Raw genomic sequence first — 23884 nt, forward strand, 5'->3', positions numbered from 1 at the left:
AAAGGCATCGCTACGATTACGCCCGGGCAGCCCGACTCACTTCATTTGCCACTCGCTCGGTGGCATCCGGAATGGATGCAGCTCGGGCGCGTTCTGCCATGGTTAATAAGGTTTCTCGCGACCACCCGGCCAGGGTGTTGGCGACGGCATCCACAGTAAGCTGTGGCTGCTCGATAATTTTGGCCGCGCCCGCTTTTTCCAGCGGCAGCGCATTCCAGTACTGTTGGCGGTCTTTATGTTGAAACGGCACAAACAACGCCGGTAGCCCTGCCGCAGCGATTTCACTCACCGTCAACGCGCCAGAGCGGCAAACGACGACATCCGCCCACGCATAGGCCGCCGCCATATCATCAATAAATTCCGTCACTTTATGCTGCGGTTGCCCCGCTTCGGCATAAGCCTGTTCAACGGTTTGTTGCGAACCTTTGCCGCTCTGATGCCAGATAGTGACTGAATCACCCAGCTTTGCTGCAACCTGCGGCATTGTCTGGTTAAGGATGCGCGCTCCCTGGGAACCACCCACAACCAGAACACGAACCGGACCTTCACGACCAGCCATACGCTGCTGTGGCAACGGCAGCGCCAGCACATCAGTACGCACCGGGTTACCAACAACTTCGGCATCAGGGAAAGCCCCCGGAAACGCCTGCATCACTTTGGTAGCAATTTTCGCCAGCCATTTATTGGTCAAGCCAGCAATGCCGTTTTGTTCGTGAAGTACGACCGGAATGCCTAACGACCATGCAGCCAGACCACCAGGCCCGGAAACATAGCCGCCCATACCGAGCACCACATCGGGCTTGTAAGCTTTCATAATCGCCCGCGCCTGACGCCAGGCGTTAAAGATCCGCAGCGGAGCCGCGAGCAACGCTTTAATACCCTTGCCGCGCAGACCAGAAATACGAATAAAGTCGATCTCGATACCGTGCTTCGGCACTAAGTCCGCTTCCATACGATCGGCAGTACCCAGCCAGCGAACTTGCCACCCCTGGGCCATTAAATGGTGCGCAACAGCCAGTCCCGGGAACACGTGCCCGCCAGTACCGCCTGCCATCACCATTAATCGCTTCCCTTTACCACTCATCGAGAACCTCGTACAAACGCCTGCGCTTTCTCCAGACGTGTTTCATAATCAATACGTAACAGCATCATGATGGCTGTCGACATAATCAGTAAGCTCGAACCACCGTAACTGATCAGCGGCAATGTCAGACCTTTAGTTGGCAACATCCCCGCTGCCGCGCCTACGTTAACCAGCGCCTGGAAGCTAAACCAGATACCAATTGAACAGGCGAGAAAACCGGAAAAACGGTGGTCAATTTCTAACGCTTTACGGCCAATCGACATCGCGCGAAAAGCGACGAAGAATACCATTAAAAGCGCCAGCACCACACCGATATACCCCAGTTCTTCGCCGATTATGGCGAAAATGAAGTCAGTGTGAGCTTCTGGCAGATACTCCAGTTTTTGTACCGAATTGCCTAAACCTTGCCCCCACAATTCGCCACGACCAAAAGCCATCAGGGATTGCGTTAACTGATAGCCGCTACCGAAGGGATCTTCCCACGGGTTCCAGAACGCAGTAACACGGCGGATACGGTACGGTTCGGCGAGGATCAGCAGCACGACCGCTGAAATCCCCATGCCGATAATGGCAATGAACTGCCACAATTTTGCCCCCGCCAGGAACAGCATCGCCAGTGTGGTGACGAACAATACGACTACTGTACCAAGGTCTGGCTGTGCCAGCAGTAACACTGCCAGCACCAGAATTACGCCCATCGGTTTCAGGAAGCCGCGCAGGTTGTTACGTACTTCGTCGCCTTTGCGCACCAGATAGTTGGCGATGTAACAAAACAGCGACAGCTTGGTCAACTCCGCAGGCTGAATACGCAGCAGGCCGAGATCGATCCAACGTGATGCCCCTTTAACTGAGCTACCTACCACCAGCACGATCATCAGCAGGATGATTGATCCAAGCAGCATCGTGGCGCTGTAACGTTGCCAGAACTCCATCGGCAGACGCAGCGTAATGATCGCCAGAATGAATGCCAGGATCAGATAGACGCCATCACGCTTCGCGAAGAAAAACGGATCGTTGGTTAAGCGCTGCCCAATGGGCATTGACGCCGAAGTCACCATGATAAAGCCGATCGCCGCGAGGCCGAAGGTCAGCCACAGCAAGGTGCGATCGTACATGATCAGGCTGTCGGTATCTTTTTCCCGCGAGCCCATCACCCAGCCTTTAAGCGCCGTGGAGATCCAGACCAGGATACTGAGTCCTGGCAGGCGCGGCATTTTCAGGCGAGGGAGAGATAAACGCATCAACCTAACTCCTTCGCCAGACGGGCGAACTCATTGCCCCGTTGTTCAAAGTTCTTGAACTGATCGAGGCTGGCACAGGCTGGTGACAACAGCACCATATCCCCTGGCTGCACGCGTGGCGCCAGCAAGAGCATCGCCTGCTCCATGGTTTCGGTTTGCTCTGCCACTTCCGGGCGCAGTGCCGCTAACTGGGCGCCATCACGACCAAAACAGTACAAACGCACGTTGTCGCCATTCAGATAGCGCGCCAGTGGACTGAAATCCGCCGATTTGCCATCACCGCCCAGCAACAAATGCAGCGTACCGTCTACCTGCAAGCCGTTCAGCGCCGCTTCTGTACTCCCGACGTTGGTAGCTTTCGAATCGTTAATCCAGCGCACGCCGTTGTGCTCCAGCACCACTTCAAAACGATGCGGCAGACCAGTAAACGTAGTTAACGCTTTCAGGCTGCTGGCGCGCGGTAACCCTGCGGCATCAGCCAGCGCCAGCGCCGCCAGCGCATTGGTATAGTTGTGTTGCCCGGAAAGTTTCATCTCTTTCACGTTCAACACTTTCTCGCCTTTCACCCGCAGCCAGGTTTCGCCCTGCTGATGATTCAAGTGGTAGTCACCCATGTTGACGCCAAAGCTGACGCAACGTTCATCCGCACCGCGAATCGGCATCGTTAAGGCATCATCGGCATTGACGACACAAACTTTCGCATTTTCGTAAATGCGCAGTTTTGCCGCTCGATATTGCTGCAATCCAAACGGATAGCGATCCATATGATCTTCAGTCACGTTCAGAATGGTCGCCGCCACCGCCTGTAAGCTGGAGGTGGTTTCCAGCTGGAAGCTCGATAGTTCCAGCACGTACAGTTCGCACTCGGCATCCAGCAACATCAACGCAGGCAGGCCAATGTTACCCCCCACGCCGACGTTAACACCTGCCGCTTTCGCCATTTCGCCCACTAAGGTGGTGACAGTGCTTTTGCCGTTAGAACCGGTGATCGCCACAATCGGTGCCTGCGCTTCGCGGCAGAACAGTTCGATATCGCCAACAATTTCAATTCCGGCATCGGCAGCGGCGCTTAAAGATGGATGCGCCAGCGCAATACCGGGGCTGGCGACGATCAGATCGGCTGCCATCAGCCACGCGTCATTAAGACCGCCAGTGTGACGTTCCACCGCTTCGGGTAATTTATCCAGGCCAGGCGGTGTCATACGTGTATCCATAACGCGCGGCGTCACGCCGCGAGCAAGGAAAAAGTCCACGCAGGAAAGCCCGGTGAGGCCCAGGCCGATAATAACGACATTTTTACCCTGGTAATCAGCCATGATTAACGTACCTTCAGCGTTGCCAGGCCAATCAGGACCAGCATCAGCGAAATAATCCAGAAGCGCACAATGACGCGCGGTTCCGGCCAACCTTTCAGTTCATAGTGGTGATGAATCGGCGCCATGCGGAAAATACGTTGCCCGCGCAGTTTAAAGGAGCCGACCTGCAAAATAACCGACAGGGTTTCAACCACAAACACACCGCCCATAATCACCAGCAGGAATTCCTGACGCAGCAGCACAGCGATAATGCCCAGCGCGCCGCCTAATGCCAGCGAACCGACATCGCCCATAAAGACCTGCGCCGGATAGGTGTTAAACCACAAGAAGCCCAGCCCTGCCCCGACTATCGCGGTGCAGACAATAACCAGTTCCCCGGCGTGCCGCAGATACGGTATATGCAAGTAGCTGGCAAAGTTCATGTTGCCGGTTGCCCACGCCACCAGCGCAAAACCACCGGCGACAAATACGGTCGGCATAATCGCCAGCCCGTCGAGGCCATCGGTCAGGTTTACCGCGTTACCGGTACCCACAATGACGAAGTAAGCCAGCAGGATGTAGAACAGCCCCAGCTGCGGCATCACATCTTTAAAGAACGGCACCACCAGCTGCGTTGCTGGCGTGTCTTTCCCGGCAAGATACAGCGCAAAGGCGACGCCCAGCGCGATCACCGACATCCAGAAATACTTCCAGCGCGCAATCAGGCCCTTGGTGTCTTTACGCACCACTTTGCGATAGTCGTCGACAAAACCAATGATGCCGTAACCCACCAGCACCACAAGTACGCACCAGACGTACGGGTTGGAGGGGTAAGCCCACAGCAGTACGGAGATCACAATCGCCGTCAGGATCATAATCCCGCCCATGGTCGGCGTACCGCGCTTACTAAAGTGCGATTCCGGGCCATCGTTACGAACGACCTGACCAAAGGAGAGTTTTTGCAAATGGGCAATCATACGCGGGCCCATCCACAATGAGATGAACAGCGCGGTCAGCAGGCTGACGATGGCGCGAAACGTCAGATAGGAAAAGACGTTAAAGCCGGAATAATATTTGACCAAATGTTCGGCCAGCCAAACTAGCATGTCCCATTCTCCTGTAAAGCGCGTACCACCTCTTCCATGGCGGCACTACGTGAACCCTTAACTAAAATCGTAATCACCTGTTGCTCTGCAATCAGTGATTTAAGACGCGCAATTAACGCGGATTTATCAGCAAAATGTTCGCCAACGCCGCTGGCGGTGCTGATAGCATGGCTTTGTTTACCCACGCTTAACACGCGGTCAATACCAGCCGCCTTCGCCGCTTCGCCCACCTGTACATGGCAGGCTTCGCTTTCAGCGCCCAGTTCCGCCATATCGCCCACCACCAGCACGCGGTAGCCAGGCATTTCAGCCAGTACCTGGACAGCTGCGGTCATTGAACCGACATTGGCGTTGTAGGAGTCGTCGAGCAACAACTGGTTTTCCGCCAGTTGAATGGGGAACAGACGCCCGGGAACGGCTTTCAGATTTGCCAGCCCCGCTTTGATGGCATCAAGCGTTGCGCCCACGGACATGGAGAGCGCGGCGGCTGCCAGCGCATTCGCAATATTGTGACGCCCCGGTAGCGGTAGCAGAACATCGACGCTACCCGTTGGGGTTTGTAGCGTAAATTCCGTACCGTGCGAAGTCACATGGATATTGGTGGCGGTGAAATCGCTGTTGGCGGCATTGGGTGAGAAACGCCACACTTTGCGTGAGCCAATTACGCTCTGCCAGTTCAGCCAGTCGTTGTTGTCGGCGTTCATAATGGCGATACCGTTTTCCGGCAGGCCGGTAAAGATTTCGCCTTTCGCTTTTGCCACGCCAGCCAAAGAACCGAAACCTTCCAGATGCGCCGCCGCCAGATTGTTGACCAGCGCCGCTTCCGGGCGAGTCAGGCTAACGGTCCAGGCAATTTCGCCCTGATGGTTCGCGCCAAGCTCAATTACCGCGTAATCGTATTCCGGCGTTAAGCGCAGCAGCGTCATTGGCACGCCGATGTCGTTGTTGAGATTGCCTGCCGTATAAAGCGTGTTGCCGCACTGGCTTAAAATCGCCGCCGTCATCTCTTTAACGGAGGTTTTACCGGAGGAACCTGTCAGAGCAACCACGCGCGCCGGAACTTGCTGGCGTACCCATGCAGCCAGTTCACCGAATGCCAGACGCGTGTCTTTAACGATTAACTGCGGCAGGTCGATATCCAGTGGACGGCTGACCAGTAGTGCGCCCGCGCCGCCAGCTTTCGCCTGGTCGGCAAAATCGTGGGCATCGAAACGTTCGCCTTTCAGGGCAACAAACAGGCAGCCCGGCGTCAGTTTTCGCGTGTCAGTGGTTACAGCATCAAGGGTGATATCTGCCCCTTTTAGTTCACCGTTGAGAATATCGGTAAGTTGGCTAAGGGTTACGCTAATCATGCGATCACCCCCAGCAAACGCGCCACCGTGACGCGATCGGAGTAGTCCAGGCGCTGATTGCCAACAATCTGGTAATCTTCATGGCCTTTGCCCGCGACCAGCACCACATCGTTCTCTTTAGCCTGCATAACGGCGCAAGTCACCGCTTCGGCGCGGCCTTCCATCACTTTGGCATGTCCGGCATCTAACATTCCCGCCAGAATATCGTTGATGATGGCGCGCGGTTCTTCGGTACGCGGGTTATCGTCAGTTACTACCGCCACGTCAGCAAACTCTTCAGCAATCGCCCCCATCAGTGGACGCTTGCCTTTATCACGATCGCCGCCACAGCCGAAGACGCACCACAGCTTGCCTGCACAGTGAAGACGTGCAGCCTGCAAGGCTTTTTCCAGTGCATCCGGGGTGTGAGCGTAATCCACAACCACCGTCGGTTTGCCCGGTGCAGTAAACACTTCCATACGTCCGCAAACCGGTTGCAGACGCGCGGCGGTTTTCAGCAGGTCAGCCAGCGGATACCCCAGTGCCAGCAGCGTCGCCAGCGCGAGCATCAGGTTGCTGACGTTAAAAGCGCCCATCAGATGGCTTTCAATTTCGCCATCGCCCCAACTTGAGCTAAAGCGAATCGTCGCACCGCTGTCGTGATAGTTCACGTCGTTCGCTTTTAACCAGCGGCCATGACAGTTCAGATTGATATGGTCTTCCATCGACACCGCAATTGCATCCGGCAGTTTTGCCAGCCAGCGACGGCCTACTTCGTCATCGGCGTTGACTATCGCCTGACCGCAATGATGTTCAGAATAAAGCAGCCATTTTGCGGCTTCGTAATGTTCCATATCACCGTGATAATCAAGGTGATCGCGGCTTAAGTTGGTAAAGACCGACGCCGCAAATTTCAATGCTGCCACACGGTGTTGTACCAGCCCATGGGAGGAAACTTCCATTGCGCAAAAAGTCGCGCCCTGATCCACCAGCCCCGCCAGCTCATGCTGAACGTCGACTGCCGAACCGGTCGTGTTTTCCGTCGGAATAACTTTACCCAGCAGGCCGTTACCTACGGTACCCATCACCGCGCTGGTTTCACCAAGCAACTGACTCCACTGCGCCAGAAGCTGGGTAGTGGTGGTTTTGCCGTTGGTACCCGTTACGCCCACGAGACGTAAATTGTCAGAGGGTTCATGGTAAAAGCGGCCCGCCAGCGCTGATAAACGCTCATTGAGCTGGCTGAGATAGATGACCGGTACGCCGTGCATTTCACGGATTTCACCATCGGTCGCCTCATCTTTCGCCTCTGCAATAATGGCAGCCACACCTTGCGCTATCGCCTGCGGGATATATCGACGCCCGTCCGCCTGATGACCTACTACAGCTACAAAAAGATCGCCCGACGCAGCCACACGGCTGTCGAGTGTCATCTCTCGCAGTGCTCGCGAAGGTGCGTTTGGCACCCACGGAGCAAGAAGGTCGCGCAAATTACGATCTGCCACCTGTCCCCTCGCCTTGATTAATCACAAATTCGTTTTTATCACCCGTTGTCAGCGCATCCGGTTCGATGTTCATGGTGCGCAATACGCCGCCCATGATGGCACCAAAGACCGGCGCGGAAACGGCGCCGCCGTAGTATTTACCCGCCTGCGGATCGTTGATAACAACAACCAGCGCGAAGCGCGGCTGACTCGCAGGCGCAACGCCTGCGGTATAAGCAATATATTTATTGATGTAGCGACCATCCGGCCCGACCTTTTTCGCGGTACCGGTTTTAATGGCGATACGATAGCCTTTAATCGCCGCCTTCACGCCACCGCCGCCCGGTAGTGCCACGCTTTCCATCATATGCACCACAGTGCGGACAATGGATTCCGGGAAGACACGTTCACCAGGAACCGGGGGGTCAACCTTGGTAATCGACAGTGGGCGATAAATGCCGTAGCTGCCGATAGTTGCATAGACTCGCGCTAACTGTAACGGTGTTACCATTAGCCCGTAGCCGAAAGAGAAGGTGGCCCTCTCTATGTCAGACCACCGTTGTTTTTGAGGATATAAGCCACTGCGTTCTCCGACCAACCCCAAATTGGTCGCTTTTCCCAACCCAAAACGAGAGTAAGTATCTACTAACGCTGAGGACGGCATCGCTAACGCCAGCTTGGAAACACCGACGTTACTCGACTTCTGTAATACCCCGGTCAGGGTTAATTCGCTATAGCGCGCCACGTCTTTAATTTCGTGGCCGTTAATTCGATAAGGAACGGTATTAAGCACCGAGTTTTCCCGCACCACACCACGTTGCAACGCGGTCATCACCACCATCGGTTTAACAGTAGAACCCGGTTCAAACACGTCGGTAATGGTACGGTTACGCATCGCCTCTTTTGGCGTGCCACTCAGATTGTTGGGGTTGTAAGACGGGCTGTTGGCCATCGCCAGCACTTCACCGGTGTTGACATCCACCAGCACGGCGCTGCCGGATTCAGCCTTGTTAAAGGCCACGGCGTTGTTCAGTTCGCGATAAACCAGCGCCTGCAGGCGTTCATCAATACTCAACGCCAGGTTGTGCGCCGCCTGGCTGTCGGTAGAAGAAATATCTTCGATTACACGGCCATAGCGGTCTTTACGCACAATACGTTCGCCCGGTTGCCCGGTAAGCCATTTATCAAAACTTTTCTCAACGCCCTCAATCCCCTGGCTATCAACGTTGGTAAAGCCAATGAGGTGAGCGGTCACTTCGCCAGACGGGTAGTAACGGCGAGATTCTTCGCGCAGATGAATCCCCGGCAGCTTCAGTTTTTTGATGTATTCAGCCATGTCAGGGTTAACCTGACGCGCCAGATAGATAAAGCGCCCTTTCGGGTTGGCATTAATGCGGGCGGAAAGTTGATCCAGCGGAATATTGAGCGCGTTAGCCAGCGCCTTCCAACGGTCGCCGACGCTGATGCCACCGGCTTCATGCACTTCTTTCGGGTCGGCCCAGATCGCTTTTACTGGCACACTTACTGCTAACGGGCGACCAGAACGGTCGGTAATCATGCCGCGGGAGGTGGAGACTTGCTGAACGCGAAGAGAGCGCATGTCGCCCTCTTTCACCAGCATATCCGGGGAGATTACCTGCAACCAGGCAACGCGCCCCAGCAGGAAAGCCAGTGCCAATAAAATACAGCCGCATAACAACGCAAAACGCCAACTGATAAAGTTGGCATGTTCTTCCTGACGTTTTGGTTTCTGCGTTTTCGCCGCTGCTTTCATGCGTCGCGTTTATCCTTATTTTTGCACTACGATATTTTCTTGTGATGGATCAACATGCTGCATTTGCAGCTTCTCCGTGGCGATCCGTTCCACCCGGCTATGGTCGCCGAGCGCATTCTCTTCAAGAATGAGGTTGCGCCATTCAATGTCTAAAGCGTCTCGCTCCAGCACCAGTTGTTCGCGCTGAGCGGTGAGCAAACGGGTATGGTGCGCCGTGGTCACCACAGTCACCGCCGTCAAAATAATGCAAATGAACAGGCAGAGCGGCAGCTTCCCAAACCGCAAAAGATCGTCACCGATAACGCCAGGCAAGGCATGGCGCTCGTGGCTTCCCATCGATCCTTTAACTTTGCTGAGGGCTTCTGTCACTCTGCTGATCATGCGTTCGTCCTCTCTGCAATACGCAGAACTGAACTACGGGCACGAGGGTTCTCTGCCACCTCTTCTTCGCCCGGCATCAACTTACCTAGTGCTCGCAACTGACGGCCACCCAGTTTTTTGAGCTGCTCTTCAGTCATCGGTAACCCTGCCGGAACTTGTGGACCGCGACTGTTTTCACGCATAAAGCGTTTCACAATACGATCTTCCAGCGAATGAAAACTGATGATCGAAAGCCGCCCGCCTGGGGCCAGCACGTTAAGCGAGCTTTTTAGCGCCTGCTCTATCTCCTCCAGTTCACTGTTCACCCAAATGCGCACCGCCTGGAAGGTACGGGTCGCGGGATGTTTGAATTTGTCTTTCACCGGCGTTGCGGCAGCAACGACTTCTGCCAGTTCTTTAGTGCGGGTCATCGGCTGTTCGCGGTTACGCTCGACAATGGCGCGTGCAATACGTTTAGCAAAACGCTCTTCGCCATAGGTTTTTAATACCCAGGCAATATCGGATTCTTCTGCGGTTTGTAGCCATTCGGCGGCAGACTGACCGCGTGTCGGGTCCATACGCATGTCCAACGGGCCATCGCGCATAAAGGAAAAACCGCGTTCAGCATCATCGAGTTGCGGTGAAGAGACGCCAAGATCGAGCAGAATGCCGTCGATCTTGCCGATAAGATCGCGCTCGGCGACATATTCGCCCAGCGCAGAGAAAGGTCCATGAATGATGGAGAAGCGCGGATCATCAATAGTCTTCGCGACGGCAATAGCCTGCGGGTCGCGATCGATTGCCAACAAGCGTCCCGTTTCGCCAAGTTGCGAAAGAATCAGACGTGAGTGACCACCGCGACCAAAAGTTCCATCAATGTAGATACCGTCAGGACGGATATTGAGGCCATTTACGGCTTCGTCCAGCAGTACCGTGGTATGTTTATAGTTTTCCATCATTTTATAGAGACAAGTCCTGCAGTCGCTCCGACAAGTTTTCGGTAACAGACTGTTCAGCGTCGATATCTTCCCTGACCTGTTGATGCCAGGTCGTTTCATCCCACAGTTCGAACTTATTGAACTGCCCGACCAGCATCACTTCTTTCGTCAGCCCGGCATGCTGCCGCAACACAGGCGCGATTAATAATCGACCTGCGCTATCCAGCTGACACTCACTGGCATGCCCTAACAGAAGGCGTTGAACACGACGTTCAACAGGGTTCATGCTCGAAAGACGCGATAATTTGTGCTCGATAATTTCCCATTCAGGAAGGGGGTAAAGCAGCAGGCACGGGTGATGAATGTCAATGGTACACACCATTTGACCGGCAGCGCTCCCGAGCAGTTCTTCCCGATAACGGGTAGGCACCGATAAGCGCCCTTTACTGTCGAGATTGACTAACGTTGCTCCCCGGAACATGCCAGTCTCCCCCCGATTACCACTTTATCCCACAAATTCCCACTAAAAGGAGTTTACGGAGCGGAGGAAAAGCTTGTCAAGCCAGGAACATTCCTTACCGAAGCAAAAAACCCAATGTTTACGGCTAATATCTGCATTGTTTAAAAATCGCCCAACAAACGAAGCAAATTAACGTCATGAATAGTTGTAAGAAAAAATCCCATTCATCATTACCGTTTTAAAAACGACTCGATTTTCCTTAATGGAAATATAAAGTGTCAGTTTGCGACGCGAGCGGCATTTTAGGACATATCTCCCCCGGATAACAGTCCCTGTTGCACGTGCGCCATGCCTGATGCCAGCGACTTTGGACAAAAGTTTAGAAAAGTGTTTGTTTAATCGGCAATTGCCGATTTGCTTGTAACAAAATAATGCAATTGCAATCTACCGTTACGAGTTAATTATCATTCAGCGCAGCGAATGGAGTTAATTGGCAGGATATTCAGGAGGGCTTATGGATAATTGTCCAGAATAGTCTTATTTACATTATGGATATCGATGTCCAATTACGTACTCAATGCGCCAGAGGTAAAATCCACTGGCGCATCTTTTCGTAATGTTTATCTACGGCTTAGTACACCACGACGATAGAGATTACGTTTAATGCGTGTTAAGCCTGGTTTTGGTTTGCGCGGCTCGTCCAGACTGGCGAGCACAATCTCCAGTACGCGTTCCGCAACATCGCGATGACGCTGGGCTACCGCCAGTACCGGACACTGTAAGAAGTCGAGCAATTCGTTGTCACCAAAGGTCGCAATTGCCAAATCAGAAGGCAGTTTGCCATCGCGGCGCAGCGTGACATCCATAACGCCTTGCAACAACGCAAATGAGGTGGTGAACAGCGCCTGCGGCATCGGATGCGTTTCCAGCCATTTTTCGAACAACTGGGCAGCGGTTTCTCGCTCATAACTGTTGGCATAAAGGAAATGCACTTCGCGTGGATCATCTTTCCAGGCGGTACGGAAACCCTGCTCGCGCAGGAAGCTGACAGAAAGCTCCGGCAACGCGCCAAGATAAAGCACCGTCTCAGCAGGAAACTTACGTAACTCTTCGGCCAGCATTTCTGCATCATCCTGGTCGGCACCAACCACGCTGGTGAAGTGTTCACGATCGAGGGCGCGATCCAGCGCGACAATCGGGAACGGGTCGTTAGCCCAGCGTTGATAAAAAGGATGCTCCGGCGGCAGCGACGTCGAAACAATGATGGCATCGACCTGACGCTGCAAAAGATGCTCAATACAGCGCATTTCGTTGTCTGGCTGATCTTCTGAGCAGGCAATCAGCAGTTGATAACCCCGTTGCCGTGCCTGGCGTTCAAGATAGTTAGCGATACGGGTGTAACTTGTGTTCTCCAGATCGGGGATCACAAGACCAATCGAACGTGTGCGTCCAGCACGAAGCCCAGCAGCCACGGCATTTGGGTGGTAATTGTGCTCACGCACCACTGCCATGACTTTTTCAACGGTTTTGTCGCTCACACGGTATTGCTTCGCTTTGCCGTTAATAACATAGCTTGCAGTGGTCCGCGACACTCCCGCCAGCCGAGCGATTTCATCCAGTTTCACAATTGCCCCTTGAGTAAAATGTAAAAACCATACCCATTGTACTGGCATGGGTTAAATTCATTAACATCTAAGCGCAGAAAATTAACTGCGGCAACTGCTTTTATTCCAGGTTCCCACTGAATTCGCAAAAAAAGCCCAACGTGACATGTTGGGCTGTAAATTGCGCATTGAGATCATTCTCAACGCATTATTTTATCGCCGCGCGAAAGTCCTACTACACCGGAACGAGCGACCTCCACAATTTTCGCCACATCGCGAATCGATGCTAAAAATGCATCAAGCTTATCGCTGGTTCCCGCCAATTGAACGGTATAAAGCGATGGCGTGACATCAATGATTTGCCCACGGAATATTTCCGTATTGCGCTTCACTTCGTCACGTCCGTAGCCACTGGCCTGAATTTTCACCAGCATGATTTCCCGCTCAACATGCGCCCCCTGCCCCAGTTCGCTAACATGCAGCACATCGACCAGCTTGTGTAATTGCTTTTCAATCTGCTCCAACACTTTTTCATCGCCCACGGTCTGGATAGTCATACGCGATAATGTCGGATCGTCGGTTGGCGCAACGGTCAGGCTTTCAATGTTATAGCCCCGTTGGGAAAAGAGGCCGATCACGCGGGATAACGCGCCTGATTCATTTTCGAGTAATACGGATAATATCCGGCGCATAATCAGGTTCTCTCCGTTTTGCTTAACCACATTTCATCCATTCCGCCGCCACGAATCTGCATCGGGTAGACGTGCTCGCTGCCATCAACAGTGACATCAACAAACACCAGGCGATTATTGCGGACCTGTTCCAGTGCCTCGCTAAGTTTGTTTTCCAGCTCTTGCGGATGAGAGATCTGGATCCCAACATGGCCATAGGCTTCCGCCAGACGAACGAAATCCGGTAGCGACTGCATATAAGATTGTGAATGGCGGCCGGAATAGATCATGTCCTGCCACTGCTTCACCATCCCCAGATAGCGGTTATTGAGATTCACCACCAGCACCGGCAGTTCATATTGCAAAGCGGTAGACAGTTCCTGAATGTTCATCTGAATGCTGCCGTCGCCAGTGACACAGACCACGGTTTCTTCTGGCAATGCCATTTTGACACCCAGCGCCGCAGGCAAACCAAAGCCCATAGTGCCGAGGCCACCGGAATTGATCCAGCGGCGCGGTTTGTCGAAAGGATAATAAAGCGCGGCGAACATCTGGTGCTGCCCGACGTCGGACGTGACATATGCATCGCCTTTCGTCAGTCGCCAGAGTGTCTCGATCACCGCTTGCGGTTTAATCTTTTCGCTCTGAGTGTCGTATTTAAGGCACTGGCGAGCGCGCCACTGTTCAATCTGTTGCCACCAGTCACGAATTTCATCCAACGGTTGGTGAGCCGTTTCTTGTGCCAGCAACTCCAGCATTTGATCCAGCACCAACCGCGCGTCACCAACGATCGGAATGTCGGCGGTAACGGTTTTTGAGATCGACGTAGGATCGATATCAATATGTAAAACCGTTGCATTCGGGCAGTACTTGGCCAGATTGTTAGTGGTGCGATCGTCAAAGCGCACGCCGACCGCAAAAATAACATCGGCATTATGCATGGTCATATTGGCTTCGTAGGTGCCGTGCATTCCCAGCATCCCCAGCGCCTGACGATGCGTTGCCGGAAACGCCCCCAGCCCCATTAATGAAGAGACGACGGGAAGATTAAGCTGCTCAATAATCTGTTTGAGTTGTTGATGGCAACTCGCAGTCACGGCGCCGCCGCCAACGTAAACTACCGGTTTTTTCGCTGCCGCCAGTGTCTGCAATGCGCGTTTAATCTGCCCCTTATGACCCAGTGTTGTCGGGTTATAAGAGCGCATACTGACCGACTCCGGCCAAACGTAGGGTAATTTGTTCGCCGGATTAAGAATATCTTTCGGTAAATCAACCACCACTGGCCCAGGACGACCACTTGCCGCCAGCCAGAATGCCTTTTTCAGCACCTGAGGAATGTCTTCCGTTTGCTTAACCAGGAAACTGTGTTTGACCACCGGGCGGGAAATTCCCACCATGTCGCACTCCTGAAAGGCATCGTAGCCTATCAGCGAGGTCGCTACCTGACCAGAAAGGACAACCAAGGGAATGGAGTCCATATAAGCAGTAGCGATACCGGTAATCGCGTTAGTCGCCCCAGGACCCGACGTCACCAGCACGACCCCCACTTCCCCGGTTGCACGTGCCAGGCCATCGGCCATATGCACAGCCGCTTGCTCATGACGAACTAATACGTGATCGATCCCCCCCACGGTATGCAATGCATCGTAAATATCAAGGACCGCGCCTCCGGGATAACCGAATACTTGTTTAACGCCCTGATCGATAAGCGATCGGACGACCATCTCGGCTCCAGACAACATCTCCATGGCCTGCCTCACTGTTTGGCGGAAAAAATGTGTAAAACACATTAACCGTCCGATCTTGCTTAAGCAATTGGCAGACAGAGTCACAAACGTGAAGAAATAAGAATAAACAGGAGGAAAGGAGAAAAGAAACGATAAAATACTCTAGAATGAAGGCGTAAATTGATAATAAATTGGCTAGATTCGACTACTTACAGCAATTTCTCTATTTTTTTAATTATTCATGAAATCTGGCGCACATGCATTTAGAACAAAATTCTGCATTTAATAAAAAAAGCAGAATAAACCAGAAAGGAATGCCTGATTTATTCTGCTTTTGTTTAGCGTTTACATATAGAAATTAATTGCTCTTCCATCCACTGATGGCCTTTATCGCGCCCGGCAGCTTCATGCCAGGAGAGATAACAGGTTCTGCTATTCTGTTTTAATGGCAGCGGCAATATCTGTAATTCTAAAGATTCGGCGAACTCTTCAGCCAGCCAACGAGGCGCAATAGCGACCAGGTGAGTTTGCGACACCACGCTAAGGACGCTCATCATTGCCATGCCCTGATAAGCAATACTGGCTTGCTTATCTACTGTGTCGTACCACGGTTGACTAAATGAGGCGAAACGATCGAGCGAAACCGCCGCATGTTGTTCGTTATAAACATCATGTTTCAGTAATGGGCCTTTAATATGCGGATGGTTCTTACTGGCTACCAGCACCATTTCATCTTTAAATAACGGCACACTGGTAAATTCAGGGCGGTGGAAATCTTCATAACTTATGACGAACTCCGTTTCCTGATAGCGCAACTGATGTTCAGTGTTCTGATTTAATGAAGACTTGAACATAACATGTATATTTGGCGCAATCTGTTCAATGTGATTATAAATCTGCGAGGTCAGAATGCTGTCTAACGGGCTGCAAACACAGAGATGGAATACCCGCTCGCTACTGGCAGGCTCAAAACCTGAACCCGGTAATTCGTTTTGCACTAATTGCAGCGCCTGGCGCACAGAGCCAAAAAGCTGAAATGCGCGGGCAGTCGGTTGGATACCACGACCATAACGAACAAACAACTCGTCATTAAACATCACTTTCAGGCGTGCAACAGCGTTACTGACCGCAGGTTGCGACATTCCCAGAACATGAGCGGCACGAGTAATATTCTGCTCCTGCATCACGGCATCGAAAACAGTTAATAAGTTTAGATCGACCATGCGCAGCTGTGGCTTACTAAAATCTGCTGGTTCTGGATGATCTGTTTTTACCTCTGGCATACTTAACTCCACTGTCACACTTAACTCCCTTTTCCTTACCGGAATGCAGAAAAAAAATAATCCTGAAAAATATGATTTACCATACATATAAAATAAGAAAAAGGAAAATGAGTAAAATTAGGAAAACATAAAGATAAGAGTTCTGTTTAAAACAGAACCCACCGCCGCGCAGAGAGTCACCCACCACAGCATGATTATCTATAATGTTTTTGTCACACAAACAATATAATCATAATCACCATGAATGCTCAATCATCCGTGATATGTATAAAATCGCCACTTTAATTAAAAATTTATATATTAATCACCCATACCTTCCTTATTAACTTATCAATAATATAAGCCTCATCAATAATTAAACATTCATCAAATAAATAATTACAGAAAAATCATCAGGATGGGTTAGGTAATTGATACTATCTATACGTATATCACTTATTGATTAAATGCAATAAATTATGCTGAAGTATGTCAATTAATGAAAAGTGTGATCTGGCTGACAGAAATTAATATTGTTGGTTTATGTATACACAGCACAATTAGCTAATTTGAGACATGCAAAATTACCGCTGAAAAGCCGCTTTTCTTACTACAGGGTTGACATCCGTTTTTGTATCCAGTAACTCTAAAAGCATATCGCATTCATCTGGAGCTGATTTAATGACTCACATCGTTCGCTTTATCGGTCTACTACTACTAAACGCATCTTCTTTGCGCGGTAGACGAGTGAGCGGCATCCAGCATTAAGCCAGCACGCAGTCAAAAACAACCCGCGCCATTGCGCGGGTTTTTTTATGCCCGAAGCGAGGCGCTCTAAAAGAGACAAGGACCCAAACCATGAGCCAGCAAGTTATTATTTTCGATACCACATTACGCGACGGTGAACAGGCGTTACAGGCAAGTCTGAGTGCGAAAGAAAAACTGCAAATTGCGCTGGCCCTTGAGCGTATGGGGGTTGACGTAATGGAAGTTGGTTTTCCCGTCTCTTCGCCGGGCGATTTTGAATCGGTGCAAACCATCGCCCGCCAGGTCAAAAATAGCCGCGTATGTGCGTTAGCCCGCTGCGTGGAAAAAGATATCGATGTGGCGGCTGAATCTCTGAAAGTCGCCGAAGCCTTCCGTATTCATACCTTTATTGCTACCTCCCCAATGCACATCGCCACCAAGCTGCGCAGCACGCTGGATGAAGTGATCGAACGCGCTATCTATATGGTGAAGCGCGCCCGTAATTACACCGATGACGTTGAATTTTCTTGCGAAGATGCCGGGCGTACCCCGATTGCCGATCTGGCGCGAGTGGTCGAAGCGGCGATTAACGCCGGTGCCACCACCATCAACATTCCGGACACCGTGGGCTACACCATGCCGTTTGAGTTCGCCGGAATCATCAGCGGCCTGTATGAACGCGTGCCTAACATCGACAAAGCCATTATTTCCGTACACACCCACGACGATTTAGGCCTGGCAGTCGGTAACTCACTGGCGGCGGTACATGCCGGAGCGCGGCAGGTAGAAGGCGCAATGAACGGGATCGGCGAACGCGCCGGAAACTGTTCGCTGGAAGAAGTGATCATGGCGATCAAAGTTCGTAAGGATATCCTCAACGTTCATACCGCCATTAATCACCAGGAGATATGGCGCACCAGCCAGTTAGTTAGCCAGATTTGTAATATGCCGATCCCGGCAAACAAAGCCATTGTTGGCAGCGGCGCGTTCGCACACTCCTCCGGTATCCACCAGGATGGCGTGCTGAAAAACCGCGAAAACTACGAAATCATGACACCAGAATCTATTGGTCTGAATCAAATCCAGCTGAATCTGACCTCTCGTTCAGGCCGTGCGGCAGTGAAACACCGCATGGATGAGATGGGATATAAAGAAAGTGAATATAATTTAGACAATCTGTACGACGCCTTCCTGAAGCTGGCAGATAAAAAAGGTCAGGTGTTTGATTACGATCTGGAGGCGCTGGCCTTTATCGGTAAACAGCAAGAAGAGCCAGAGCATTTCCGTCTGGATTACTTCAGCGTGCAGTCTGGTTCTAACGATATTGCCACTGCCGCCGTCAAACTGGCCTGCGGCGAAGAAGTCAAAGCAGAAGCCGCCAACGGTAACGGTCCGGTCGATGCCGTCTATCAGGCAATTAACCGCATCACTGAATATAACGTCGAACTGGTGAAATACAGCCTGACCGCTAAAGGTCACGGTAAAGATGCGCTGGGTCAGGTGGATATTGTCGCCAACTACAACGGTCGCCGCTTCCACGGCGTCGGCCTGGCCACCGATATTGTCGAGTCCTCCGCCAAAGCCATGGTGCACGTACTGAACAATATCTGGCGCGCCGCAGAAGTCGAAAAAGAGTTGCAACGCAAAGCTCAACACAACGAAAACAACAAGGAAACCGTGTGATGTCGAAGAATTACCATATTGCCGTATTGCCGGGGGACGGTATTGGTCCGGAAGTGATGACCCAGGCGCTGAAAGTGCTGGATGCCGTGCGCAACCGCTTTGCGATGCGCATCACCACCAGCCATTACGATGTAGGCGGCGCAGCCATTGATAACCACGGGCAGCCGCTGCCGCCTGCGACGGTTGAAGGTTGTGAGCAAGCCGATGCCGTGCTGTTTGGCTCGGTAGGCGGCCCGAAGTGGGAACATTTACCACCGGACCAGCAACCAGAACGCGGCGCGCTGTTGCCTCTGCGTAAGCACTTCAAATTATTCAGCAACCTGCGTCCGGCAAAACTGTATCAGGGGCTGGAAGCATTCTGTCCGCTGCGTGCTGACATTGCCGCTAACGGCTTTGACATCCTGTGTGTGCGCGAACTGACCGGCGGCATCTATTTCGGTCAGCCAAAAGGCCGCGAAGGTAGCGGACAATATGAAAAAGCGTTTGATACCGAGGTGTATCACCGGTTTGAGATCGAACGTATCGCCCGCATCGCGTTTGAATCTGCTCGTAAACGTCGCCATAAAGTGACGTCGATCGATAAAGCCAATGTGCTGCAATCCTCTATTTTATGGCGGGAAATTGTTAATGAGATCGCCATTGAATATCCGGATGTCGAACTGGCGCATATGTACATCGACAACGCCACCATGCAGCTGATTAAAGATCCATCACAGTTTGACGTTCTGCTGTGCTCCAACCTGTTTGGCGACATTCTGTCTGATGAGTGTGCGATGATCACTGGCTCGATGGGGATGTTGCCTTCCGCTAGCCTGAACGAGCAAGGTTTTGGTCTGTATGAACCGGCGGGCGGCTCGGCACCAGATATCGCAGGCAAAAACATCGCCAACCCGATTGCGCAAATTCTGTCGCTGGCACTGCTGCTGCGCTACAGCCTGGATGCCGATGATGCGGCTTCCGCCATTGAACGCGCCATTAACCGCGCATTAGAAGAAGGCATTCGCACCGGAGATTTAGCCCGTGGCGCTGCCGCCGTTAGTACCGATGAAATGGGCGATATCATTGCCCGCTATGTGGCAGAAGGGGTGTAATCATGGCTAAGACGTTATACGAAAAATTGTTCGACGCTCACGTAGTGTACGAAGCCGAAAACGAAACCCCGCTGTTATATATCGACCGCCACCTGGTGCATGAAGTGACCTCACCGCAGGCGTTCGATGGCCTGCGCGCCCACGGACGCCCAGTGCGTCAGCCAGGGAAAACCTTCGCCACTATGGATCACAACGTCTCAACTCAGACTAAAGACATTAATGCCTGCGGTGAAATGGCGCGGATCCAGATGCAGGAGCTGATCAAAAACTGCAAAGAATTTGGCGTCGAGCTGTATGACCTGAATCACCCGTATCAGGGGATCGTCCACGTAATGGGGCCAGAACAGGGCGTCACCTTGCCGGGGATGACCATTGTCTGTGGCGACTCGCACACCGCCACCCACGGCGCATTTGGCGCACTGGCCTTTGGTATCGGCACTTCCGAAGTGGAACACGTACTGGCAACGCAAACCCTGAAACAGGGTCGTGCGAAGACCATGAAAATTGAAGTCCAGGGCAAAGCCGCACCGGGCATTACCGCGAAAGATATCGTGCTGGCGATCATTGGTAAAACCGGCAGCGCTGGCGGCACCGGGCATGTGGTGGAGTTTTGCGGCGAAGCAATCCGTGATTTAAGCATGGAAGGTCGGATGACCCTGTGCAATATGGCAATCGAAATGGGCGCGAAAGCCGGTCTGGTTGCACCTGACGAAACCACCTTTAACTATGTCAAAGGCCGTCTGCATGCGCCGAAAGGCAAAGATTTTGACGATGCCGTCGCCTACTGGAAAACCCTGCAAACCGACGAAGGCGCAACTTTCGATACTGTTGTGACTCTGCAAGCAGAAGAGATCGCCCCTCAGGTCACCTGGGGAACGAACCCCGGTCAGGTGATCTCTGTGAACGACAATATTCCCGACCCGGCTTCGTTTGCCGATCCGGTTGAACGCGCGTCGGCAGAAAAAGCGTTGGCCTATATGGGGCTGAAACCGGGTATTCCGCTGACCGAAGTCGCTATCGATAAAGTGTTTATCGGTTCTTGCACCAACTCGCGCATTGAAGATTTACGTGCGGCAGCGGAAATCGCCAAAGGGCGAAAAGTCGCGCCAGGCGTACAGGCACTGGTGGTTCCCGGCTCTGGCCCGGTAAAAGCTCAGGCGGAAGCGGAAGGTCTGGACAAAATCTTTATTGAAGCCGGTTTTGAATGGCGTTTGCCTGGCTGCTCAATGTGTCTGGCGATGAACAACGACCGTCTGAATCCGGGCGAACGTTGCGCCTCCACCAGCAACCGTAACTTTGAAGGCCGCCAGGGGCGCGGCGGGCGCACGCATCTGGTCAGCCCGGCAATGGCTGCCGCCGCTGCTGTGACCGGACATTTCGCCGACATTCGCCACATTAAATAAGGAGCACACCATGGCAGAGAAATTTATCAAACATACAGGCCTGGTGGTTCCGCTGGATGCCGCCAATGTCGATACCGATGCGATTATCCCGAAACAGTTTCTGCAGAAAGTGACGCGTACAGGTTTTGGCGCGCATCTGTTTAATGACTGGCGTTTTCTGGATGAAAAAGGCCAACAGCCAAACCCGGACTTCGTGCTGAACTTCCCGCAGTATCAGGGCGCTTCCATTTTGCTGGCTCGAGAAAACTTCGGCTGCGGCTCCTCGCGTGAGCACGCGCCGTGGGCATTGACCGACTACGGTTTTAAAGTGGTGATTGCGCCGAGTTTCGCTGACATCTTCTATGGCAACAGCTTTAACAACCAACTGCTGCCGGTGAAATTAAGCGATGCAGAAGTGGATGAGTTGTTTGCACTGGTGAAAGCCAATCCGGGGATTCATTTCGACGTGGATCTGGAAGCGCAAGAGGTGAAAGCGGGTGATAAAACGTATCGTTTTTCTATCGATGCCTTCCGCCGCCACTGCATGATGAATGGTCTGGACAGCATCGGTCTGACCCTGCAGCACGACGACGCTATTGCCACTTATGAAGAGAAGCAACCGGCGTTTATGCGTTAATTTGTACGCCGTCCGGCACTCAATCGCCAAAAAGAAAAAAGCCAGCAGGTATTCACTGCTGGCGTGGCGATTAACACCAATACTCAGTCACACATGATGTCCGCAAATCAGTATTCAGAATCACTCCCCTCCCACTGCATCAGTTCTTCAAGCATGGCTAAACGCTGTGGAACGCTTAACCAACGCAGCCAGCACAACGTCGCTATCGCGGTAAAATAGTGCTGATAAAACTGACGCATGGGGCACCTCGTTGCTTCATCGTTAGGAATTATTGACTTAATATAGGGAAAATAAAATTGCTGACTTTTGCGCAGGAGTTCCCCTTTTATGCCATCTGCTCGTCTGCAACAACAGTTCATCCGCCTGTGGCAATGCTGCGAGGGTAAATCGCAGGACACGACGCTCAACGAACTAGCGGAGTTATTGAGCTGCTCCCGTCGTCATATGCGCACCCTGCTCAACACCATGCAGGATCGCGGCTGGCTGACGTGGGAAGCGGAAGTCGGGCGCGGTAAACGCTCGCGTCTGACATTCCTCTACACCGGGCTGGCGCTTCAGCAACAGCGGGCGGAAGACCTGCTGGAACAGGATCGCATCGACCAGTTGGTGCAGTTAGTCGGTGATAAAACTGCCGTGCGGCAAATGCTGGTTTCTCATCTGGGCCGCAGCTTCCGCCAGGGGCGGCACATCCTGCGCGTGCTCTACTATCGCCCGTTGCGCAATCTGCTGCCTGGCAGCGCATTACGCCGTTCCGAAACCCATATCGCCCGGCAAATCTTCAGTGCGTTAACCCGAATAAATGAGGAAAATGGGGAACTGGAGGCGGACATAGCCCACCACTGGCAGCAAATTTCCCCACTCCACTGGCGCTTCTTTTTGCGCCCCGGGATCCATTTTCATCATGGTCGTGAACTGGAAATGGACGACGTCATCGCCTCGTTGAAGCGGATCAATACGCTGCCGCTCTATTCCCACATCGCTGAAATTGTGTCGCCGACGCCCTGGACGCTGGATATTCATCTCACTCAGCCAGATCGCTGGTTGCCGTTACTGCTGGCGCAAGTTCCGGCGATGATCCTGCCGCGTGAATGGGAAACCCTCAGCAATTTTGCCAGCCACCCTATCGGTACCGGTCCGTATGCGGTAATGCGTAACAGCACTAACCAACTGAAAATTCAGGCATTCGATGATTTCTTCGGTTATCGGGCATTAATCGACGAAGTTAACGTCTGGGTCTTGCCGGAAATTGCCGATGAACCCGCTGGAGGCCTGATGCTGAAAGGGCCGCAGGGCGAGGAAAAAGAGATTGAAAGTCGCCTGGAAGAAGGTTGCTACTATCTACTGTTCGACAGCCGCACCCATCGCGGGGCGAATCAGCAAGTCAGAGACTGGATAAGCTATGTACTTTCGCCGACCAATCTGGTTTATTTCGCCGAGGAACAGTACCAGCAACTGTGGTTTCCGGCCTATGGGCTGCTCCCCCGCTGGCACCATGCCCGCCCAACACATTGCGAAAAACCTGCCGGGCTGGAACATCTCACCCTGACCTTTTATCAGGATCATATTGAACATCGGGTGATTGCCAGGATCATGCAGCAGATTCTGGCAAGTCACCAGGTCACGCTGGAAATCAAAGAGATCAGCTACGATCAGTGGCACGAAGGTGAGATCGAAAGCGACATCTGGCTTAACAGCGCCAACTTTACGCTGCCGCTGGATTTTTCGCTGTTCGCGCACTTGTGCGAAGTACCGCTGCTACAACACTGTATTCCTCTCGACTGGCAAGCCGACGCCGCCCGCTGGCGTAATGGCGAGATGAATCTGGCGAACTGGTGCCAACAGCTGGTTACCAGTAAAGCAATGGTACCGCTGATCCACCACTGGCTGATCATTCAGGGGCAACGCAGTATGCGCGGCCTGCGCATGAATACCCTCGGCTGGTTCGATTTTAAATCAGCGTGGTTTGCGCCACCGGATCCATGATTGCTGGTTGATAACAAAATCACT

Annotated in this window: 22 protein-coding genes; 6 read left to right on the forward strand and 16 right to left on the reverse strand. The window is 52.6% G+C overall.

What is annotated here, in order from left to right:
• Nucleotides 1-16: 16 nt before the first annotated feature.
• From murG to leuO, 15 genes are all read right to left on the reverse strand, one after another.
• Entirely contained in the window at nt 17-1084 is a 1068-nt protein-coding gene (gene murG, locus D9736_RS05055; RefSeq protein ID WP_130204920.1) for an undecaprenyldiphospho-muramoylpentapeptide beta-N-acetylglucosaminyltransferase, read from the reverse strand.
• Entirely contained in the window at nt 1081-2325 is a 1245-nt protein-coding gene (gene ftsW / locus D9736_RS05060; RefSeq protein ID WP_130204918.1) for a cell division protein FtsW, read from the reverse strand. The genes murG and ftsW overlap by 4 nt, the downstream gene beginning before the upstream one ends.
• Nucleotides 2325-3641, reverse strand: a complete 1317-nt coding sequence (gene murD, locus D9736_RS05065; protein WP_130204916.1) for a UDP-N-acetylmuramoyl-L-alanine--D-glutamate ligase — start codon at nt 3639-3641, stop codon at nt 2325-2327. The genes ftsW and murD overlap by 1 nt, the downstream gene beginning before the upstream one ends.
• Before the next feature lie 2 nt (nt 3642-3643).
• Nucleotides 3644-4726 carry a phospho-N-acetylmuramoyl-pentapeptide-transferase gene (gene mraY, locus D9736_RS05070; protein ID WP_000964122.1) on the reverse strand — a complete coding sequence of 361 codons (1083 nt, stop codon included), beginning with the start codon at nt 4724-4726 and terminating at the stop codon, nt 3644-3646.
• A complete protein-coding gene (murF, locus tag D9736_RS05075) occupies nt 4720-6078 on the reverse strand; it encodes a UDP-N-acetylmuramoyl-tripeptide--D-alanyl-D-alanine ligase (RefSeq protein WP_130221633.1) in 1359 nt (452 codons plus the stop codon). The genes mraY and murF overlap by 7 nt, the downstream gene beginning before the upstream one ends.
• The gene (murE, locus tag D9736_RS05080; RefSeq protein ID WP_130257849.1) at nt 6075-7562 is read right to left on the reverse strand and encodes a UDP-N-acetylmuramoyl-L-alanyl-D-glutamate--2,6-diaminopimelate ligase; all 1488 of its coding nucleotides are present in this window, start codon (nt 7560-7562) and stop codon (nt 6075-6077) included. Before murE ends, murF begins: the two co-directional genes overlap by 4 nt.
• Nucleotides 7549-9315, reverse strand: a complete 1767-nt coding sequence (ftsI, locus tag D9736_RS05085; protein ID WP_000642222.1) for a peptidoglycan glycosyltransferase FtsI — start codon at nt 9313-9315, stop codon at nt 7549-7551. The genes murE and ftsI overlap by 14 nt, the downstream gene beginning before the upstream one ends.
• Nucleotides 9316-9330: 15 nt before the next feature.
• Nucleotides 9331-9696 (reverse strand): cell division protein FtsL, encoded by a 366-nt coding sequence (ftsL, locus tag D9736_RS05090; RefSeq protein WP_000625658.1) that lies wholly within the window; start codon nt 9694-9696, stop codon nt 9331-9333.
• A complete protein-coding gene (rsmH, locus tag D9736_RS05095; protein WP_064525204.1) occupies nt 9693-10634 on the reverse strand; it encodes a 16S rRNA (cytosine(1402)-N(4))-methyltransferase RsmH in 942 nt (313 codons plus the stop codon). The genes ftsL and rsmH overlap by 4 nt, the downstream gene beginning before the upstream one ends.
• A 1-nt stretch (nt 10635) precedes the next feature.
• On the reverse strand, nt 10636-11094 hold the full coding sequence (gene mraZ, locus D9736_RS05100; RefSeq protein WP_064525207.1) for a division/cell wall cluster transcriptional repressor MraZ: 459 nt from the start codon (nt 11092-11094) through the stop codon (nt 10636-10638).
• A 599-nt stretch (nt 11095-11693) separates the two neighbouring features.
• Nucleotides 11694-12698: a catabolite repressor/activator gene (gene cra, locus D9736_RS05105; protein WP_064525210.1), complete on the reverse strand. Its 1005-nt coding sequence runs from the start codon at nt 12696-12698 to the stop codon at nt 11694-11696.
• Nucleotides 12699-12779: 81 nt separating this feature from the next.
• Nucleotides 12780-12866 (reverse strand): hypothetical protein, encoded by an 87-nt coding sequence (locus D9736_RS05110; protein WP_032160836.1) that lies wholly within the window; start codon nt 12864-12866, stop codon nt 12780-12782.
• Between the two features lie 11 nt (nt 12867-12877).
• Nucleotides 12878-13369: an acetolactate synthase small subunit gene (gene ilvN / locus D9736_RS05115; RefSeq protein WP_130257954.1), complete on the reverse strand. Its 492-nt coding sequence runs from the start codon at nt 13367-13369 to the stop codon at nt 12878-12880.
• Between the two features lie 2 nt (nt 13370-13371).
• The gene (gene ilvI, locus D9736_RS05120) at nt 13372-15096 is read right to left on the reverse strand and encodes an acetolactate synthase 3 large subunit (RefSeq protein WP_130204910.1); all 1725 of its coding nucleotides are present in this window, start codon (nt 15094-15096) and stop codon (nt 13372-13374) included.
• A gap of 317 nt (nt 15097-15413) precedes the next feature.
• The gene (gene leuO, locus D9736_RS05125) at nt 15414-16358 is read right to left on the reverse strand and encodes a transcriptional regulator LeuO (protein ID WP_130221635.1); all 945 of its coding nucleotides are present in this window, start codon (nt 16356-16358) and stop codon (nt 15414-15416) included.
• Nucleotides 16359-17018: 660 nt separating this feature from the next.
• Between leuO and leuL the strand changes: the two genes are divergently transcribed.
• The 5 genes from leuL to leuD all read left to right on the forward strand — a co-directional run bounded on the left by leuL (nt 17019) and on the right by leuD (nt 21877).
• On the forward strand, nt 17019-17105 hold the full coding sequence (leuL, locus tag D9736_RS05130) for a leu operon leader peptide (RefSeq protein WP_001300467.1): 87 nt from the start codon (nt 17019-17021) through the stop codon (nt 17103-17105).
• A 90-nt stretch (nt 17106-17195) separates the two neighbouring features.
• The gene (gene leuA, locus D9736_RS05135) at nt 17196-18767 is read left to right on the forward strand and encodes a 2-isopropylmalate synthase (RefSeq protein WP_130257850.1); all 1572 of its coding nucleotides are present in this window, start codon (nt 17196-17198) and stop codon (nt 18765-18767) included.
• Complete coding sequence (gene leuB / locus D9736_RS05140) at nt 18767-19858, forward strand: 3-isopropylmalate dehydrogenase (RefSeq protein WP_000042349.1); 1092 nt, start codon at nt 18767-18769, stop codon at nt 19856-19858. The genes leuA and leuB overlap by 1 nt, the downstream gene beginning before the upstream one ends.
• 2 nt (nt 19859-19860) lie before the next feature.
• On the forward strand, nt 19861-21261 hold the full coding sequence (gene leuC, locus D9736_RS05145) for a 3-isopropylmalate dehydratase large subunit (protein ID WP_130257851.1): 1401 nt from the start codon (nt 19861-19863) through the stop codon (nt 21259-21261).
• 10 nt (nt 21262-21271) lie between these two features.
• Nucleotides 21272-21877, forward strand: coding sequence for a 3-isopropylmalate dehydratase small subunit (leuD, locus tag D9736_RS05150; RefSeq protein ID WP_130257852.1), 606 nt, complete (start codon nt 21272-21274; stop codon nt 21875-21877).
• 107 nt (nt 21878-21984) lie between these two features.
• Here leuD and sgrT read toward each other — a convergent pair whose 3' ends face one another.
• Nucleotides 21985-22116, reverse strand: a complete 132-nt coding sequence (gene sgrT / locus D9736_RS05155; protein WP_130257853.1) for a glucose uptake inhibitor SgrT — start codon at nt 22114-22116, stop codon at nt 21985-21987.
• Nucleotides 22117-22204: 88 nt separating this feature from the next.
• On the opposite strand from sgrT, the gene sgrR reads away from it, so the two are divergent.
• Nucleotides 22205-23860 (forward strand): DNA-binding transcriptional regulator SgrR, encoded by a 1656-nt coding sequence (gene sgrR, locus D9736_RS05160; RefSeq protein WP_130217434.1) that lies wholly within the window; start codon nt 22205-22207, stop codon nt 23858-23860.
• Nucleotides 23861-23884: the final 24 nt, after the last annotated feature.

Origin of the sequence: Escherichia sp. E10V10 (assembly GCF_004211985.1) — a bacterium.
In the GTDB taxonomy this organism is placed as follows: Bacteria; Pseudomonadota; Gammaproteobacteria; order Enterobacterales; family Enterobacteriaceae; genus Escherichia.